The organism is Streptomyces sp. NPDC097129, from assembly GCF_055668065.1.
The window spans coordinates 218,258-235,561 of sequence record NZ_JBVOQE010000002.1 but is presented as its reverse complement, the minus strand read 5'-3'; the positions used below and the strand labels follow the sequence as shown (position 1 = coordinate 235,561).

Below are 17,304 nucleotides of genomic sequence, written 5' to 3'. Positions count from 1 at the left end.
CCTCACTCCGCCCGGCGTCCCCGGCGTCCCCGGCGTCCCCCGGTACCCGCGGAGCGCCCGGTGGTATGTCCCCCGATGTGGGGGTCTGGTGGGGGCGGTTTGTGGGGTGGGGGTTTGATCGTCGATGATGATCGCGGCAAAGGGCGGTGCAGTCCGCGTCGAGCAGGTGTTGAACGGGCGGTGAACGCGCGCTGCGCGGCATCCGATAGCCTCTGCCGACATGCCGCCCGCCTGGTGCAGCCAGCGGCGCCCCCCCCCATCATGCACACGACCGGCGCCCGGCGCGCCGGTGTTCAGGGAGTGAGTTCGGTTGTCGACCGCCATCCTCACCGGCCAGCCGGTTCCCGGAGCGTCGATCGAGGACGATCTGCGGGCGCTGGGCTTCGAGGTGCGGTTCGCCTCCGACGCCGCCGACGCCGAGTCACTGCTCGCCTCCGTCCCCGGCGACCAGCGCGTCGCCGTCGTGGACTCCCGCTTCGTCGGCCACCTGCACGCCCTGCGCCTCGGCCTCGCCGACCCCCGCTTCCCGCTCGCCGCGATCCCCGGCGCCGTCACCGCCCAGCCCGCGGGCCGCCAGGCCCTCACCCGGGCGATGGCCCGCGAGACCTCCGCGTGCGGCGACACCCCGGGCACCCCGGGCGGCACCACTCACACCGCTGTCGCCGGCCTCGCCGACCGCGTCACCGCCGCCCTCGTCGCCGAGGGCACCGACGTGCACCGCCCCGCGCTCGGCAGCCTCGTCGCCGCCGTACCCGCCGACCCGCAGGCCCGCAACGAGGCGCGGCAGGCCGTCGCCGCCGTCGACGAGGAGGCCGTACGCCTGAAGTCGGCCGTGAAGGCCGGCGACGGCTTCTTCACGACCTTCTTCATCAGCCCGTACTCGCGCTACATCGCCCGCTGGTGCGCCCGGCGCGGACTCACCCCGAACCAGGTCACCACCGCCTCCCTGCTGACCGCGCTGATCGCCGCCGGCTGCGCGGCCACCGGCACCCGCGTCGGCTTCGTCGCGGCCGCCGTCCTGCTCATCGCGTCCTTCGTGCTCGACTGCACCGACGGCCAGCTCGCCCGCTACTCGCTGCAGTACTCCACGCTCGGCGCCTGGCTGGACGCCACCTTCGACCGGGCCAAGGAGTACGCCTACTACGCGGGCCTCGCCCTCGGCGCCGCCCGCGGCGGTGACGACGTATGGGCCCTCGCGCTCGGCGCGATGATCCTGCAGACCGGCCGGCACATGGTCGACTTCGCCTTCCATGAGGCCACCGACGACGCGGCCCCCGCCACGACCGGAGCCGGGCCGGCGGGGCCCGCCGCGCCGACCGACCGGCTCGACGTCGTCGGGTGGACGCTGTGGCTGCGCCGGATGATCATCCTGCCCATCGGTGAGCGCTGGGCCATGATCGCGCTCCTCACCGCCGTCACCACCCCGCGCATCACCTTCTACGCCCTGCTCGTCGGCTGCGCCTTCGCCTCCGTGTACACCACGGCCGGCCGGGTGCTGCGTTCCCTGGCCGGCAGGACCGCCCGGCGCACCGACCGCGCGGCGCGTGCGCTCGCGGACCTCGCCGACTCCGGCCCGCTCGCCCACGGTCTCGCCCGCATGCTGCCCACGCGGCTGCCCGGCTTCGCCGTCCCCGCCGTCGCCCTGCTGGGCGGCGCCGCGGTCGTGGCCGTCTCGGCCCTCGCCGGCCATGGCACGGTGTGGCCCGCCCTCGCGGCCGCCGGCTACGTCCTGACCTCCGCGCTCGCCGTGGCCCGCCCTCTCACCGGCCCGCTCGACTGGCTCGTCCCCCCGTTCTTCCGCGTCGCCGAATACGTCACCGTGCTCGCGCTGGCCGCGAAAGCGGATGTGAACGGGGCGCTTCCGGCGGCTTTCGGGCTGGTGGCGGCCGTCGCCTACCATCACTACGACACGGTGTACCGCATCCGCGGCAACGCCGGCGCGCCCCCTGCCTGGCTGGTGCGCGCCACCGGGGGACAGGAGGGGCGGACGCTGCTGGTCGCCGTACTGGCCGCGCTGCTCACCGCCCCGCAGTTCAAGGTCGCGCTCACGGCTGCGGCCGTGATCATCGCCCTGCTGGTGCTCGTCGAGAGCATCCGCTTCTGGGTGGCCGCCCACCAGGGCGGCGCACCCGCCGTACACGACGAAGGAGAACCCGCATGATCGGCCTCGTGCTGGCGGCCGGCGCCGGACGGCGTCTGCGCCCCTACACCGACACCCTGCCCAAGGCGCTGGTGCCGGTCGGGCCCGAGGGCGCCGAGGACAGCCTCACCGTCCTGGACCTCACCCTCGGCAACTTCGCCGAGGTGGGGCTCACCGAGGCCGCGGTCATCGTCGGCTATCGCAAGGAAGCCGTGTACGAGCGCAGGGAGGCTCTGGAGGCCAAGTACGGCCTGAAGATCACCCTCATCGACAACGACAAGGCCGAGGAGTGGAACAACGCCTACTCCCTGTGGTGCGGCCGTGACGCCCTCAAGGACGGCGTGATCCTCGCAAACGGCGACACCGTGCACCCGGTCTCCGTCGAGAAGACCCTGCTCGCCGCCCGCGGCGACGGCAAGAAGATCATCCTCGCGCTGGACACCGTGAAGTCCCTCGCCGAGGAGGAGATGAAGGTCGTCGTCGACCCCGCCAAGGGCGTCCAGAAGATCACCAAGTTGATGGACCCGGCCGAGGCGACCGGCGAGTACATCGGCGTCACCCTCATCGAGGGCGACGCGGCCGCCGAGCTGGCCGACGCGCTGAAGGCCACCTTCGAGCGCGACCCGCAGCTGTACTACGAGGACGGTTACCAGGAGCTCGTCAACCGCGGCTTCCAGGTCGACGTGGCGCCGATCGGCGACGTCAAGTGGGTCGAGATCGACAACCACGAGGACCTCGCCAAGGGGCGTGTGATCGCGTGCCAGTACTGACCCGGCTGATCCCCACGCCGGTCGTCGTGGACATCCGCCCGGGTGCCCTCGACGACCTGGCGGGCGTCCTCGCCGACGAGCGGATCTCGCACTCCGGGCGGCTCGCCGTCGCCGTCAGCAACGGCTCCGGCGCCCGGCTGCGCGAGCGCATCGCGCCCACGCTGCCCGGCGCCACCTGGTACGAGGTCGGCGGCGGCACCCTGGACGACGCGATCCGGCTGGCCGGCGAGATGAAGAGCGGCCACTACGACGCGGTCGTCGGCCTCGGCGGCGGCAAGATCATCGACTGTGCCAAGTTCGCCGCGGCGCGCGTCGGGCTGCCGCTCGTCGCTGTGCCGACCAACCTCGCGCACGACGGCCTGTGCTCCCCGGTCGCCACCCTCGACAACGACGCTGGCCGCGGCTCCTACGGTGTGCCGAACCCGATCGCCGTCGTCATCGACCTGGACGTCATCCGCGAGGCCCCGGCCCGCTTCGTGCGTTCCGGCATCGGCGACGCCGTCTCCAACATCTCCGCCGTCGCGGACTGGGAGCTGGCCAACCGGGTCAACGGCGAGAAGATCGACGGTCTGGCCGCGGCCATGGCCCGGCAGGCGGGCGAGGCCGTGCTGCGCCACCCCGGCGGCATCGGCGACAACGACTTCCTGCAGGTCCTCGCCGAGGCCCTGGTGCTCAGCGGCATCGCCATGTCCGTCTCGGGTGACTCGCGGCCGTCCTCCGGCGCCTGCCACGAGATCAACCACGCCTTCGACCTGCTGTACCCCAAGCGGGCCGCCAGCCACGGCGAGCAGTGCGGTCTCGGCGCGAGCTTCGCGATGTACCTGCGCGGCGCGCACGAGGCGTCGGCCCACATGGCCCAGGTGCTGCGCCGGCACGGGCTGCCCGTGCTGCCCACCGAGATCGGCTTCACGACCGAGGAGTTCGTCAAGGTCGTGGAGTTCGCGCCGGAGACCCGTCCCGGCCGCTACACGATCCTGGAACACCTCGACCTCACGACCGAACAGATCAAGGACGTCTACGCCGACTATGTCAAGGCCATCGGTAGCTGAACTCCGCCCGGTCGTGCACCCCGCCGGGGTCAAGGACCGGCGCAGCGGTGAGCACTGGGCGGGCCGCCTCTACATGCGCGAGGTGTCCCTGCGGATCGACCGCTACCTGGTGAACACCAGGGTCACGCCCAACCAGCTCACCTACCTGATGACCGTCTGCGGCGTGCTCGCGGCCCCGGCGCTGCTGGTGCCCGGGATTCCGGGCGCGGTCCTCGGCGTGGTGGCGGTCCAGCTGTACCTGCTGCTGGACTGCGTCGACGGCGAGATCGCCCGCTGGAAGCAGCAGTACTCGCTGGGCGGCGTCTACCTGGACCGGGTCGGCGCCTACCTCACCGACGCCGCCGTCCTGGTCGGCCTCGGGCTGCGCGCCGCCGACCTGTTCGGCAGCGGCCGTATCGACTGGCTGTGGGCGTTCCTCGGCACCCTCGCCGCGCTCGGCGCGATCCTGATCAAGGCCGAGACCGACCTGGTCGGCGTGGCCCGTCACCAGGCCGGCCTGCCGCCCGTGCAGGAGACGGCGGCCGAGCTGCGCTCCTCCGGCATGGCGCTGGCCCGCAAGGCCGCCGCGGCGCTGAAGTTCCACCGGCTGATCCTCGGCATCGAGGCGTCCTTGCTGATCCTGGTGCTGGCGATCGTGGACCAGGCCCGCGGCGACCTGTTCTTCACCCGTCTCGGCACCGCCGTACTCGCCGGGATCGCGCTGCTGCAGACGCTGCTGCACCTGGTGTCGGTGCTCGCGTCGCGAAGGCTGCGATGAGCGCCCCGCTGAAGGTCGGCGCGGTCGTCATCACCATGGGCAACCGCCCCGACGAGCTGCGGGCGCTGCTCGACTCGGTCGCGAAGCAGGACGGCGACCGGGTCGAGGTGGTCGTCGTCGGCAACGGCGCACCCGTGCCGGACGTCCCCGCGGGCGTGCGCACGATCGAGCTGCCGGAGAACCTCGGCATCCCCGGCGGCCGCAACGTCGGCATCGAGGCCTTCGGGCCCGGCGGCCGGGACGTCGACATCCTGCTCTTCCTCGACGACGACGGTCTGCTCGCCCGCACCGACACCGCCGAGCTGTGCCGGCAGGCGTTCACGGCCGACGGCAAGCTCGGCATCATCAGCTTCCGCATCGCCGACCCGGACACCGGCGTCACCCAGCGCCGCCACGTGCCGCGGCTGCGCGCCGCGGACCCGATGCGCTCTTCGCGCGTCACCACCTTCCTCGGCGGCGCGAACGCCGTCCGCACGAAGGTCTTCGCCGAGGTCGGCGGACTGCCGGACGCGTTCTTCTACGCGCATGAGGAAACCGACCTGGCCTGGCGGGCCCTCGACGCCGGCTGGATGATCGACTACCGGTCCGACATGGTGCTGTACCACCCGACGACCGCACCGTCGCGGCACGCGGTCTACCACCGCATGGTCGCCCGCAACCGTGTCTGGCTGGCCCGCCGCAACCTCCCCGCCCCCCTCGTTCCGGTCTATCTCGGGGTGTGGCTGCTGCTCACGCTGGCCCGTCGCCCGTCCCGGCCCGCACTGAAGGCCTGGCTCGGCGGCTTCCGCGAGGGCTGGACCACCTCGTGCGGTCCCCGCCGCCCCATGCGGTGGCGTACGGTGTGGCGGCTGACCCGGCTGGGCCGGCCCCCCATCATCTGAGAAGCTCGTTCCCGACGGCACGCCGACGGGCCCGACCCCGGCCTCCGGCGCGTGCCCAGCCCGCACAGGCTGCGCATCGAAACGAAGACGAAAGTTTCCACTGTGAGTGAGACAACGCATGACGGCGGAGTCGCGGTGAGCGCGGCGCCGTCGCCCGACGAGGGCCTCACGGCGGCGCAGCTCGCCGCCCGGTACGGGCTGGCCGTGAGCGGCGCCCGTCCTCCGCTGCCGGGTTACGTCCGTCAGCTGTGGGGCCGGCGCCACTTCATCATGGCCTTCTCCTCGGCCAAGCTGACCGCCCAGTACAGCCAGGCCAAGCTGGGGCAGCTCTGGCAGGTGGCCACCCCGCTGCTGAACGCGGCCGTGTACTTCCTGATCTTCGGTCTGATCCTCAGGGCCGACCGGGGCATGTCCCGCGAGGTGTACGTCCCGTTCCTGGTCACCGGCATCTTCGTCTTCACGTTCACGCAGAACTCGGTGATGGCCGGCGTCCGCGCGATCTCCGGGAACCTCGGCCTGGTGCGCGCGCTGCACTTCCCGCGCGCCTCGCTGCCGATCTCGTTCTCGCTCCAGCAGCTCCAGCAGCTGCTGTTCTCGATGATCGTGCTGTTCGTCTTCGCGATCGGCTTCGGCAGCTACCCGGACCTGTCCTGGCTGCTGATCATTCCCATACTCCTGCTGCAGTTCTGCTTCAACACCGGACTGTCGCTGATCATGGCGCGGGCCGGTGCGAAGACCCCGGACCTGGCGCAGCTCATGCCGTTCATCATGCGCACCTGGATGTACGCGTCCGGCGTGATGTTCTCGATCCCGGTCATGCTCGCCAACAAGCCCGGCTGGATCTCCACGGTCCTGCAGTGGAACCCGACCGCGGTCTACATGGACCTGATGCGTTTCGCGCTGATCGACGGCTACGGCGCGGGCAACCTGCCCGATCACGTCTGGGCGGCGGCCGGCGGCTGGGCCGTGCTGTTCGCCGTGGGCGGCTTCGTGTACTTCTGGAAGGCGGAGGAGAGGTACGGCCGTGGCTGAGCAGCAGAGCACCGAACGCGTCCCGACGGTGATCGCGGACGGCGTGCACATCGTGTACCGCGTCAACGGCGCGAAGGGCGGCAAGGGCAGCGCGACCGCCGCCCTGAGCCGCATACTCAAGCGAGGTTCCGACGACGCCGCGCGGGGCGTGCGCAAGGTGCACGCCGTGCGCGGCGTGTCGTTCGTCGCCTACAAGGGCGAGGCCATCGGCCTGATCGGCTCCAACGGCTCCGGCAAGTCGACGCTGCTGCGCGCCATCGCCGGGCTGCTGCCCTGCGAGAAGGGCCGGGTCTACACCGACGGCCAGCCCTCCCTGCTGGGTGTGAACGCGGCGCTGATGAACGACCTGACCGGCGAGCGCAACGTCATCCTCGGCGGCCTGGCCATGGGCATGTCCCGCGAGGAGGTCAAGGAGCGCTACCAGGACATCGTCGACTTCTCCGGCATCAACGAGAAGGGCGACTTCATCACCCTGCCGATGCGCACGTACTCCTCCGGTATGGCCGCCCGCCTGCGGTTCTCCATCGCGGCCGCCAAGGACCACGACGTGCTCATGATCGACGAGGCGCTGGCCACCGGTGACGCGAAGTTCCAGAAGCGTTCCGAGGAGCGCATCCGGGAGCTGCGCAAGGAGGCCGGCACGGTGTTTCTGGTCAGTCACAGCAACAAGTCCATCCGTGACACATGCGACCGGGTGCTGTGGCTGGAACGCGGCGAACTGCGCATGGACGGCCCCACCGAAGAGGTCCTCAAGGAGTACGAGAAGTTCACGGGCAAGTGACCTGCCTGCTCCAGGGCCCCGCCGGAATCCGTCCGGCGGGGCCCTCGCCGTGCAAAGGAAGCGTCAACTCCGGCCGCTGTCAGGAATCTTGGCGGTAATCGGTGTGTTGTTGTGATGCGCAGGACACCCCGGGGGTCCGCGCTGCGTTGTACAACGTAAGCTGGAGCAGTCCCCAAAGGCGGCAAGTGGGGAGATACTGCGCGACACCCTCCGCCGGAGACGCCGCGCGAGGGGTCGGGCGGCGTGTCCGAAATAGTGTGTATCGGGTCCGCGGTGTAGAACGGGAGATGTGACGGCAATGGCTACGGAAACTCCCCAGCTGGGCGCAGCATGTGCCGTCCCCGCCCCGGGCAGCCGGCGGTGACGGACACGGCGACGGCGCGTCCCCCTACGGATCCGGAGCGCGGCACCCTCGCCAAGGCCGCGGACGAGAACTTCCCCGTGGCCCCCTTCTTCCTGCCCCGGGCCTGGCGCGAGGACCTCATGGCCGTCTACGGCTTCGCCCGTCTGGTCGACGACATCGGCGACGGCGACCTCGCCCCCGGCGGCGCCGACGCGCAGCTGCTCGGTGTGCCGGACCGCGACGCCGAGGACCGTCTCGTCCTGCTGGACGCCTTCGAGGCCGACCTGCGGCGCGTCTTCGACTCCACGCCCCGTCACCCCCTGCTGCTCCGGCTCCGGCGCACGGTCCGCCGCCGCGCGCTCACCCCCGAGCCCTTCCTCGGCCTGATCGCGGCCAACCGCCAGGACCAGCTCGTCACCCGCTACGAGACCTACGACGACCTCCTCGCCTACTGCGAACTGTCCGCCAACCCCGTGGGCCGCCTGGTGCTCGCCGTCACCGGCACCGAGACGCCCGAGCGGATCCGCCGCTCCGATGAGATCTGCACGGCCCTGCAGATCGTCGAGCACCTCCAGGACGTGGCCGAGGACCTCGGCCACGACCGTGTCTACCTGCCCGCCGAGGACATGAAACGCTTTCATGTCAGCGAGACGGATCTCGCCGCCGCGAGCGCGGGCGCATCGGTGCGCGCGCTGGTCGCGTTCGAAGCGCAACGCGCCCGCCGGCTGCTGAATGAAGGCGCCCCCCTGGTGGGTAGCGTCCACGGCAGGCTGAAACTGCTGCTCGCGGGGTTCGTGGCGGGGGGAAGGGCGGCGATCGACGCGATCGCCGCCGCTGAATACGACGTACTTCCCGGCCCTCCCAAGCCCGGCAAGGTCCAGTTGCTGCGCGAGATGGGCGTGACTCTGCGAGGAGAGGGGTGATCCGGACCGTGGAGCCTCCGTCACACGTGTCCGCACCGGTACTCGCCGCCTACCGCTACTGCGAGGCCGTGACCGGACAGCAGGCCCGCAACTTCGCCTACGGCATCCGGCTGCTGCCCACGCCCAAGCGGCGCGCGATGTCGGCGCTGTACGCGTTCTCACGCCGCGTCGACGACATCGGCGACGGCGCGCTCGGCGACGACGTGAAGGCGGCGCGGCTGGAGGAGACGCGGGCGGTGCTGGGCCGTATCCGCGCCGGCGAGGTCGCCGAGGACGACACCGACCCGGTCGCGGTCGCCCTCACCCATGCCGCCGCGCAGTTCCCGATCCCGCTGGGCGGCCTGGACGAGCTGATCGACGGCGTCCTGATGGACGTGCGCGGCGAGACCTACGAGACCTGGGACGACCTGAAGGTGTACTGCCGCTGCGTGGCGGGCGCCATCGGCCGCCTCTCGCTCGGCGTGTTCGGCACCGAACCGGGGGCGCGCGGCGCCGAGCGCGCGCCGGAGTACGCCGACACGCTCGGGCTCGCGCTGCAGCTCACCAACATCCTCAGAGACGTCCGCGAGGACGCCGAGGGCGGCCGCACCTATCTGCCCGCCGACGACCTCGCCAAATTCGGCTGCTCCGCCGGGTTCCAGGGGCCGACGCCACCGGAGGGCTCCGACTTCGCGGGCCTCGTGCACTTCGAAGTGCGACGGGCCCGCGCCCTTTTCGCCGAGGGCTACCGGCTGCTGCCCATGCTCGACCGGCGCAGTGGGGCCTGCGTGGCCGCGATGGCCGGCATCTACCGCCGGCTGCTGGACCGCATCGAGCGCGAACCCGAGGCCGTCCTGCGCGGCCGCGTCTCGCTGCCCGGGCACGAGAAGGCCTACGTCGCCGTGCGCGGCCTGTCCGGACTGGACGCCCGGCACATCTCCCGGCAGACCGTCAGGAGGCGCGTCTGATGGATCGCACCCCGGACGGCGGTATGCGGCAGGCAACCCTTCCTCGCGCGACGGCGTCCCTGACGGCGACGGCCTCCCGCGCGGCCTTCGAACGGCACGGCACGGCCGCGGGGGAGGGGGCGCGATGAGCGACGGGAGGCGGCCCGAGGGGCCGCGGACGGACACCCCGGGACCGGCCGGCTCCGGACGCAGCGCCGTCGTCGTCGGCGGCGGACTCGCCGGCATCACCGCGGCGCTCGCCCTCGCCGACGCCGGCCTGAGCGTCACCCTGCTGGAGGGCAGACCCAGACTCGGCGGCCTGGCCTTCTCCTTCCAGCGCGGCGACCTCACCGTCGACAACGGCCAGCACGTCTACCTGCGCTGCTGCACCGCCTACCGCTGGTTCCTCGACCGCATCGACGGCGCCGCGCTGGCCCCGCTGCAGAACCGCCTCGACGTGCCCGTGGTCGACCTGGACAAGCCCGCGGGGCGCCGGCTCGGCCGGCTGCGGCGCGACGCCCTGCCCGTACCGCTCCACCTGGGGCGCAGCCTCGCCACCTACCCGCACCTCTCGCTCGCCGAGCGGTTGAAGGTCGGGCGTGCCGCGCTCGCCCTCAAGGGACTCGACCTCACCGACCCGGCCCTGGACACGCAGGACTTCGGCAGCTGGCTGGCCGCGCACGGCCAGTCGCCGCGTGCCGTCGAGGCGCTGTGGGACCTGGTCGGGGTCGCCACCCTCAACGCGGTCGCCTCCGACGCCTCCCTGGCGCTCGCCGCGATGGTGTTCAAGACCGGTCTGCTGTCCGAGCCGGGCGCGGCCGACATCGGCTGGGCGAGCGTCCCCCTGGGCGAACTGCACGACCGGCTGGCCCGCAAGGCGCTCGACTCCGCGGGCGTGCGCACCGAGGTCCGTACCCGCGTCACCTCCGTCACCGAAGACGGAGACGGGCGCCTGAGCGTTCAGGTCCCCGGTGAGACGCTCACCGCGGACGCCGTCGTCCTCGCCGTACCGCAGCGCGAGACCCACGACCTGCTGCCGCCCGGCGCCCTCGACGCCCCCGAGGAGCTGCTGCGGATCGGTACCGCACCGATCCTCAACGTCCACGTCGTCTACGACCGCACGGTGCTCGACGCGCCCTTCCTCACCGCGCTGGGCTCACCGGTGCAGTGGGTCTTCGACCGCACCGACGCCTCCGGGCTGCGCTCGGGCCAGTACCTGGCGCTGTCCCAGTCGGCCGTGCAGGACGAGATCGACCTGCCCGTCGCCGAGCTGCGCGCACGGTACCTCCCCGAACTGGAGCGGCTGCTGCCGGGCACGCGCGGCGCCGCGGTGCGGGACTTCTTCGTGACCCGGGAGCGCACCGCCACGTTCGCTCCCACCCCCGGCGTCGGGCGGCTGCGGCCCGGCGCCCGTACCAGAACCCCCGGCCTGTACCTGGCCGGAGCGTGGACCGCCACCGGGTGGCCCGCGACCATGGAGAGTGCGGTCCGCAGCGGTGTGAGCGCGGCGGAGGCCGCCCTCGGCGCCCTGGGCCGGCCCCGCCCCCGCCGTCTCTTCGCTCTCGAGGAGGCGGCGTGATGCTCGGTGAGCGCGGCGCGGCAGGTCCCCGCACCCCCGGTACCGCAACAAGAGGAGTAACTGTGCCCCCTGTCCCCCCGGCCTCGACGGCCGCTCGTGCCACCGAGGTGGACGTGGCCGCGCTGTTGGAGCGCGGCCGGACACTGGCCACGCCGGTACTGAGGGCGGCCGTCGACCGCCTGGCGCCTCCCATGGACACCGTCGCCGCCTACCACTTCGGCTGGATCGACGCGGCGGGCAACCCGTCCTCCGGCGACGGCGGCAAGGCGGTCCGCCCCGCCCTGGCCGTGCTGTCCGCCGAGGTGACCGGGGCGGCACCCGAGACCGGCGTCCCCGGCGCGGTCGCGGTCGAACTCGTCCACAACTTCTCGCTGCTGCACGACGACCTGATGGACGGCGACGAGCAGCGCCGCCACCGCGACACCGTGTGGAAGGTGCACGGCCCCGCCCAGGCCATCCTGGTCGGCGACGCCCTGTTCGCGCTGGCCAACGAGGTGCTGCTGGAGCTCGGCACGACCGACGCGGGGCGCGCCACGCGCCGCCTGACCACCGCCTCCCGGTCCCTGATCGACGGTCAGGCGCAGGACATCTCCTACGAGCACCGCGACCGCGTCAGCGTCGAGGAGTGCCTGGAGATGGAGGGCAACAAGACCGGCGCCCTGCTCGCCTGCGCCAGCTCCATCGGCGCCGTCCTCGGCGGCGCCGACGAGCGCACCGCGGACACGCTGGAGAAGTACGGCTACCACCTCGGCCTGGCCTTCCAGGCCGTCGACGACCTCCTCGGCATCTGGGGCGACCCCGACGCCACCGGCAAGCAGACCTGGAGCGACCTGCGCCAGCGCAAGAAGTCCCTGCCCGTCGTGGCCGCCCTCGCGGCGGGCGGCGCCGCCTCCGAGCAGCTCGGCGAACTCCTCGCCGCCGACGCCAAGGCGAGCGACTTCGAGAACTTCTCCGAGGAGGAGTTCGCGGCCCGCGCCCGCCTCATCGAGGAGGCCGGCGGCCGTGAGTGGACCGCCGAGGAGGCGCGCCGCCAGCACACCGTCGCCATCGAAGCCCTCGACGCCGTCGACATGCCCGACCGGGTGCGGGAGCAGTTCACGGCGCTCGCCGACTTCGTCGTCGTACGAAAGAGATGATCACTATCGGGCGAACAACCAGCCTCGCGTAGTCGCCGGCCGGGTGCTCCGGCACACGAGCACCGGCCGACGGCGGACCCACAGCAGCACGACTCGCACGACTGCACGAAGGGGAAGCCATGACAGCGACGACCGACGGAAGCACCGGGGCGACCTTGCCGTCCCGCGCTGCCGCGGCCAGCGACACCGACACCCACACCCCCGGGGCGGCCGGGGTGCACGAAGCCGCCATCCGCGCCGTACAGCGCGCCACTCATCACCTGCTCTCCACGCAGGACGCCGAGGGCTGGTGGAAGGGCGACCTCGAGACGAACGTCACGATGGACGCCGAGGACCTGCTGCTCCGTCAGTTCCTGGGCATCCAGGACGAGGCCACGACCCGCGCCGCCGCCCTGTTCATCCGCGGCGAGCAGCGCGAGGACGGCACCTGGGCCACCTTCTACGGCGGCCCCGGCGACCTGTCCGCCACCGTCGAGGCCTACGTCGCCCTGCGGCTGGCCGGCGACGCGCCCGACGCCCCCCACATGGCCCGGGCCTCCGCCTGGATCCGCGAGCAGGGCGGCATCGCCGCGGCCCGCGTCTTCACCCGGATCTGGCTGGCCCTGTTCGGCTGGTGGAAGTGGGAGGACCTGCCCGAACTCCCGCCGGAACTCATCTGGTTCCCGCACTGGCTGCCCCTCAACATCTACGACTTCGGCTGCTGGGCCCGGCAGACGATCGTGCCGCTCACGATCGTCTCCGCCAAGCGCCCGGTGCGCCCCGCGCCCTTCCCGCTGGACGAGCTGCACACCGACCCGGCGAACCCCAACCCGCCCACGCCCCTTGCTCCCGTGGCCAGTTGGGACGGCGCCTTCCAGCGTCTGGACAAGGGTCTGCACGCCCTGCGCAAGGTCGTGCCCAAGCGGCTGCGCAGGGCCGCGATGAACACCGCCGCCCGCTGGATCATCGAGCGCCAGGAGAACGACGGCTGCTGGGGCGGCATCCAGCCCCCGGCCGTGTACTCGGTCATCGCGCTGCACCTGCTCGGCTACGACCTCCAGCATCCGGTGATGCGCGAGGGCCTCGCCTCGCTGGACCGTTTCGCCGTGTGGCGCGAGGACGGCGCGCGGATGATCGAGGCGTGCCAGTCGCCGGTGTGGGACACGTGCCTGGCGACCATCGCGCTCGCCGACGCCGGCGTGCCCGCCGACCACCCGCAGCTGGTCAAGGCCGCCGACTGGATGCTGGGCGAGCAGATCGTGCGTCCCGGCGACTGGTCGGTGAAGCGGCCCGGACTCCCGCCCGGCGGCTGGGCGTTCGAGTTCCACAACGACAACTACCCCGACATCGACGACACCGCCGAGGTCGTCCTCGCGCTGCGCCGCGTCACGCACCACGACCCGGAGCGCGTCGAGAAGGCCATCTCCCGCGGCGTGCGCTGGAACCTCGGCATGCAGTCGAGGAACGGCGCGTGGGGCGCCTTCGACGCCGACAACACCAGCCCCTTCCCCAACCGGCTGCCGTTCTGCGACTTCGGCGAGGTCATCGACCCGCCCTCGGCCGACGTCACCGCGCACGTCGTGGAGATGCTCGCCGTCGAGGGGCTCGCCCACGACCCGCGCACCCGGCGCGGCATCGAGTGGCTGCTCGCCGAACAGGAGCCGGACGGCTCGTGGTTCGGCCGCTGGGGCGTCAACTACGTCTACGGCACCGGGTCCGTCGTGCCCGCGCTCACCGCCGCCGGCCTGCCCGGCTCGCACCCCGCGATCCGGCGGGCCGTGACCTGGCTGGAGTCCGTGCAGAACGACGACGGCGGCTGGGGCGAGGACCTGCGCTCCTACAAGGACAGCAAGGAGTGGAGCGGCAAGGGCGCCTCCACCGCATCCCAGACGGCGTGGGCGCTGATGGCGCTGCTCGCGGCGGGGGAGAGGGACTCGGCGGCCGTCGAGCGGGGCATCGCCTGGCTCGCCTCGGCACAGCGCGAGGACGGCACCTGGGACGAGCCGTACTTCACCGGCACCGGTTTCCCCTGGGACTTCTCCATCAACTACCACCTGTACCGGCAGGTGTTCCCGCTCACCGCGCTCGGCCGCTACGTCCACGGCGAGCCCTTCGCCGACCGGCTTCCGGCACACCGGGTCCGCGCCGAGGCCAAGGGGACCTGATGAGCACCCAGCCCGCCCCGGCCCCGCTGCTGATCGCCTGCGCGCTCGGCATCGAGCACCTCGCCCTGCGCGCCGGCGACAGGAGCGGGGCGGGCGGGCCGGTCACCGTGCTGCGCACCGGCATGGGACCGAAAGCGGCCGAGCGCGCGGTCGACCGGGCCCTGACCGGCCCGGCGCTGGCCGACGCCGCCGTCCTCGCCACCGGCTTCTGCGCCGGCCTCGCCCCCGGAATGCACCCCGGCGACCTCGTCGTGGCCGAGGAGACCCGGGACCCTCGCTCGACCGTCGCTTGCGTCGGCACGGAACTGCTCGTGAAGGAACTCTCCCGGACCCTGCCCGGGCGCACCGTCCACACCGGCCCCCTCACCGGTTCCGACCACGTCGTACGCGGCGCCGAACGGTCCGCGCTCGCCGCCGGCGGTGCGATCGCCGTGGACATGGAGTCGGCGGCCACCCTCTTCAGCGCCGTGCGGGCGGGCGAGCGCCCGGTTGCGGCCGTCCGGGTGGTCGTGGACGCTCCAGAACATGAACTCGTCCGGATCGGCACGGTACGCGGTGGAATATCGGCTTTCCGCGTTCTTCGGTCCGTATTGCCTACTTTCTTCGAATGGCACCGTAATGTGCTGCTCCCCCGGAGGTGAGCCCGATGGCCATGCCGTTGCGCCAGTCCATCAAGGTCGCTACCTATCTCGCCGAACAGAAGCTGCGCAAGCGGGACAAGTTCCCGCTGATCGTGGAGCTCGAACCGCTCTTCGCCTGCAACCTCAAGTGCGAGGGCTGCGGCAAGATCCAGCATCCGGCGGGCGTGCTCAAGCAGCGCATGCCGGTCGCGCAGGCCGTGGGCGCCGTGCTGGAGTCGGGTGCGCCGATGGTGTCCATCGCGGGCGGTGAGCCCCTGATGCACCCGCAGATCGACGAGATCGTGCGCCAGCTGGTGGCCAAGCGGAAATACGTCTTCCTGTGCACCAACGCCATGCTGCTGCGCAAGAAGATGGACAAGTTCACGCCCTCCCCCTACTTCGCCTTCGCCGTGCACATCGACGGGCTGCGCGAGCGGCACGACGAGTCCGTGGCGAAGGAGGGCGTGTTCGATGAGGCGGTGGAGGCCATCAAGGAGGCCAAGCGGCGCGGCTTCCGGGTCACCACCAACTCCACCTTCTTCAACACCGACACTCCGCAGACCATCATCGAGGTGCTCAACTTCCTCAACGACGACCTGAAGGTCGACGAGATGATGATCTCGCCCGCCTACGCCTACGAGAAGGCCCCCGACCAGGAGCACTTCCTCGGCGTCGAGCAGACCCGCGAGCTGTTCAAGAAGGCCTTCGCGGGCGGCAACCGCAAGAAGTGGCGGCTCAACCACTCCCCGCTGTTCCTCGACTTCCTCGAGGGCAAGGTCGACTTCCCGTGCACCGCCTGGGCGATCCCCAACTACTCGCTGTTCGGCTGGCAGCGCCCCTGCTACCTGATGAGCGACGGCTATGTGCCGACGTACCGCGAGCTGATCGAGGAGACCGACTGGGACAAGTACGGCCGCGGCAAGGACCCGCGCTGCGCCAACTGCATGGCGCACTGCGGCTACGAGCCCACCGCCGTGCTGGCCACCATGGGATCGCTCAAGGAGTCCCTGCGCGCCATGCGCGAGACCGTCTCAGGGAACCGGGAGTGAGGCGGTGACCACCGTCTCCCTGGGGGTCCCCGAGGTACCGGTCCGGCCGGTCGCCGCGCGGCGTGTGTCGCGGCAGATCCAGGTCGGGCCGGTGCCGGTCGGGGGCGGCGCGCCGGTGTCGGTGCAGTCGATGACCACGACCCGTACGTCGGACATCGGCGCCACGCTCCAGCAGATCGCCGAGCTCACCGCCTCCGGCTGCCAGATCGTGCGGGTGGCCTGCCCCACCCAGGACGACGCCGACGCCCTCGCCACGATCGCCCGCAAGTCGCAGATCCCGGTGATCGCCGACATCCACTTCCAGCCGAAGTACGTCTTCGCCGCCATCGAGGCCGGGTGTGCGGCCGTGCGCGTCAACCCCGGCAACATCAAGAAGTTCGACGACCAGGTCGGTCGGATCGCGCGCGCCGCGAAGGACCACGGCACGCCGATCCGCATCGGAGTCAACGCCGGCTCGCTGGACGGGCGCCTGCTCCAGAAATACGGCAAGGCGACCCCCGAGGCCCTGGTCGAGTCGGCCCTGTGGGAGGCGTCCCTCTTCGAGGAGCACGACTTCCGCGACATCAAGATCTCGGTCAAGCACAACGACCCCGTAGTGATGATCGAGGCCTACCGTCAGCTCGCCGAGCAGTGCGACTACCCGCTCCACCTGGGGGTGACGGAGGCCGGCCCGGCGTTCCAGGGCACCATCAAGTCGGCCGTCGCCTTCGGCGCGCTGCTCTCCCAGGGCATCGGCGACACCATCCGGGTGTCGCTGTCCGCGCCGCCCGCCGAGGAGGTCAAGGTCGGCATCCAGATCCTGCAGTCCCTGGGGCTGAAGGAGCGCCGGCTGGAGATCGTCTCGTGCCCGTCCTGCGGCCGCGCCCAGGTCGACGTGTACAAGCTCGCCGACGAGGTCACGGCCGGCCTGGACGGCATGGAAGTCCCCCTGCGGGTGGCCGTGATGGGGTGCGTGGTCAACGGCCCCGGCGAGGCGCGGGAGGCCGACCTCGGCGTCGCCTCCGGCAACGGCAAGGGCCAGATCTTCGTCAAGGGCGAGGTCGTACGGACCGTGCCCGAGTCGAAGATCGTCGAGACCCTGATCGAGGAGGCGATGAAGATCGCCGAGCAGATGGAGCGGGAGGGCTCCGCACCCGCCGCCGGGAAACCGGCAGTGACGGTGAGTTGACATACG

General features: G+C 71.8%; 16 protein-coding genes. All 16 read left to right on the top strand.

Annotation, left to right across the window (positions count from 1 at the left end; genetic code table 11):
* Positions 1-310 precede the first annotated feature (310 nt).
* The 16 genes from AC0B9F_RS06955 (at position 311) to ispG (ending at position 17,298) form a co-directional block, all read left to right on the top strand.
* A complete protein-coding gene (locus AC0B9F_RS06955) occupies positions 311-2,161 on the top strand; it encodes a DUF5941 domain-containing protein (protein WP_471999325.1) in 1,851 nt (616 codons plus the stop codon).
* The gene (locus AC0B9F_RS06950; RefSeq protein ID WP_471999323.1) at positions 2,158-2,910 is read left to right on the top strand and encodes a phosphocholine cytidylyltransferase family protein; all 753 of its coding nucleotides are present in this window, start codon (positions 2,158-2,160) and stop codon (positions 2,908-2,910) included. The genes AC0B9F_RS06955 and AC0B9F_RS06950 overlap by 4 nt, the downstream gene beginning before the upstream one ends.
* Entirely contained in the window at positions 2,898-3,959 is a 1,062-nt protein-coding gene (locus AC0B9F_RS06945; RefSeq protein ID WP_471999321.1) for an iron-containing alcohol dehydrogenase family protein, read from the top strand. Before AC0B9F_RS06950 ends, AC0B9F_RS06945 begins: the two co-directional genes overlap by 13 nt.
* Positions 3,960-3,972: 13 nt before the next feature.
* The gene (locus AC0B9F_RS06940; RefSeq protein ID WP_471999319.1) at positions 3,973-4,716 is read left to right on the top strand and encodes a CDP-alcohol phosphatidyltransferase family protein; all 744 of its coding nucleotides are present in this window, start codon (positions 3,973-3,975) and stop codon (positions 4,714-4,716) included.
* Complete coding sequence (locus AC0B9F_RS06935; protein ID WP_471999317.1) at positions 4,713-5,597, top strand: glycosyltransferase family 2 protein; 885 nt, start codon at positions 4,713-4,715, stop codon at positions 5,595-5,597. The genes AC0B9F_RS06940 and AC0B9F_RS06935 overlap by 4 nt, the downstream gene beginning before the upstream one ends.
* 102 nt (positions 5,598-5,699) lie before the next feature.
* Entirely contained in the window at positions 5,700-6,629 is a 930-nt protein-coding gene (locus AC0B9F_RS06930) for an ABC transporter permease (RefSeq protein ID WP_471999315.1), read from the top strand.
* Positions 6,622-7,410: an ABC transporter ATP-binding protein gene (locus AC0B9F_RS06925; RefSeq protein ID WP_471999313.1), complete on the top strand. Its 789-nt coding sequence runs from the start codon at positions 6,622-6,624 to the stop codon at positions 7,408-7,410. Before AC0B9F_RS06930 ends, AC0B9F_RS06925 begins: the two co-directional genes overlap by 8 nt.
* A gap of 330 nt (positions 7,411-7,740) precedes the next feature.
* Positions 7,741-8,676 (top strand): squalene synthase HpnC, encoded by a 936-nt coding sequence (gene hpnC / locus AC0B9F_RS06920; RefSeq protein WP_471999311.1) that lies wholly within the window; start codon positions 7,741-7,743, stop codon positions 8,674-8,676.
* On the top strand, positions 8,673-9,623 hold the full coding sequence (gene hpnD / locus AC0B9F_RS06915) for a presqualene diphosphate synthase HpnD (RefSeq protein ID WP_471999309.1): 951 nt from the start codon (positions 8,673-8,675) through the stop codon (positions 9,621-9,623). The genes hpnC and hpnD overlap by 4 nt, the downstream gene beginning before the upstream one ends.
* Positions 9,623-9,751 carry a DUF6380 family protein gene (locus tag AC0B9F_RS06910; protein ID WP_471999308.1) on the top strand — a complete coding sequence of 43 codons (129 nt, stop codon included), beginning with the start codon at positions 9,623-9,625 and terminating at the stop codon, positions 9,749-9,751. The genes hpnD and AC0B9F_RS06910 overlap by 1 nt, the downstream gene beginning before the upstream one ends.
* Positions 9,748-11,181, top strand: coding sequence for a hydroxysqualene dehydroxylase HpnE (gene hpnE / locus AC0B9F_RS06905; protein WP_471999306.1), 1,434 nt, complete (start codon positions 9,748-9,750; stop codon positions 11,179-11,181). The genes AC0B9F_RS06910 and hpnE overlap by 4 nt, the downstream gene beginning before the upstream one ends.
* Positions 11,181-12,317 carry a polyprenyl synthetase family protein gene (locus tag AC0B9F_RS06900; RefSeq protein WP_471999303.1) on the top strand — a complete coding sequence of 379 codons (1,137 nt, stop codon included), beginning with the start codon at positions 11,181-11,183 and terminating at the stop codon, positions 12,315-12,317. The genes hpnE and AC0B9F_RS06900 overlap by 1 nt, the downstream gene beginning before the upstream one ends.
* 119 nt (positions 12,318-12,436) lie before the next feature.
* Positions 12,437-14,461, top strand: a complete 2,025-nt coding sequence (gene shc, locus AC0B9F_RS06895; RefSeq protein WP_471999302.1) for a squalene--hopene cyclase — start codon at positions 12,437-12,439, stop codon at positions 14,459-14,461.
* A complete protein-coding gene (locus AC0B9F_RS06890; protein WP_471999300.1) occupies positions 14,461-15,102 on the top strand; it encodes a phosphorylase family protein in 642 nt (213 codons plus the stop codon). Before shc ends, AC0B9F_RS06890 begins: the two co-directional genes overlap by 1 nt.
* Positions 15,103-15,107: 5 nt before the next feature.
* On the top strand, positions 15,108-16,130 hold the full coding sequence (hpnH, locus tag AC0B9F_RS06885; protein ID WP_089107242.1) for an adenosyl-hopene transferase HpnH: 1,023 nt from the start codon (positions 15,108-15,110) through the stop codon (positions 16,128-16,130).
* A 4-nt stretch (positions 16,131-16,134) separates the two neighbouring features.
* Positions 16,135-17,298: a flavodoxin-dependent (E)-4-hydroxy-3-methylbut-2-enyl-diphosphate synthase gene (ispG, locus tag AC0B9F_RS06880; RefSeq protein WP_471999297.1), complete on the top strand. Its 1,164-nt coding sequence runs from the start codon at positions 16,135-16,137 to the stop codon at positions 17,296-17,298.
* The last annotated feature ends 6 nt before the right edge of the window (positions 17,299-17,304 follow it).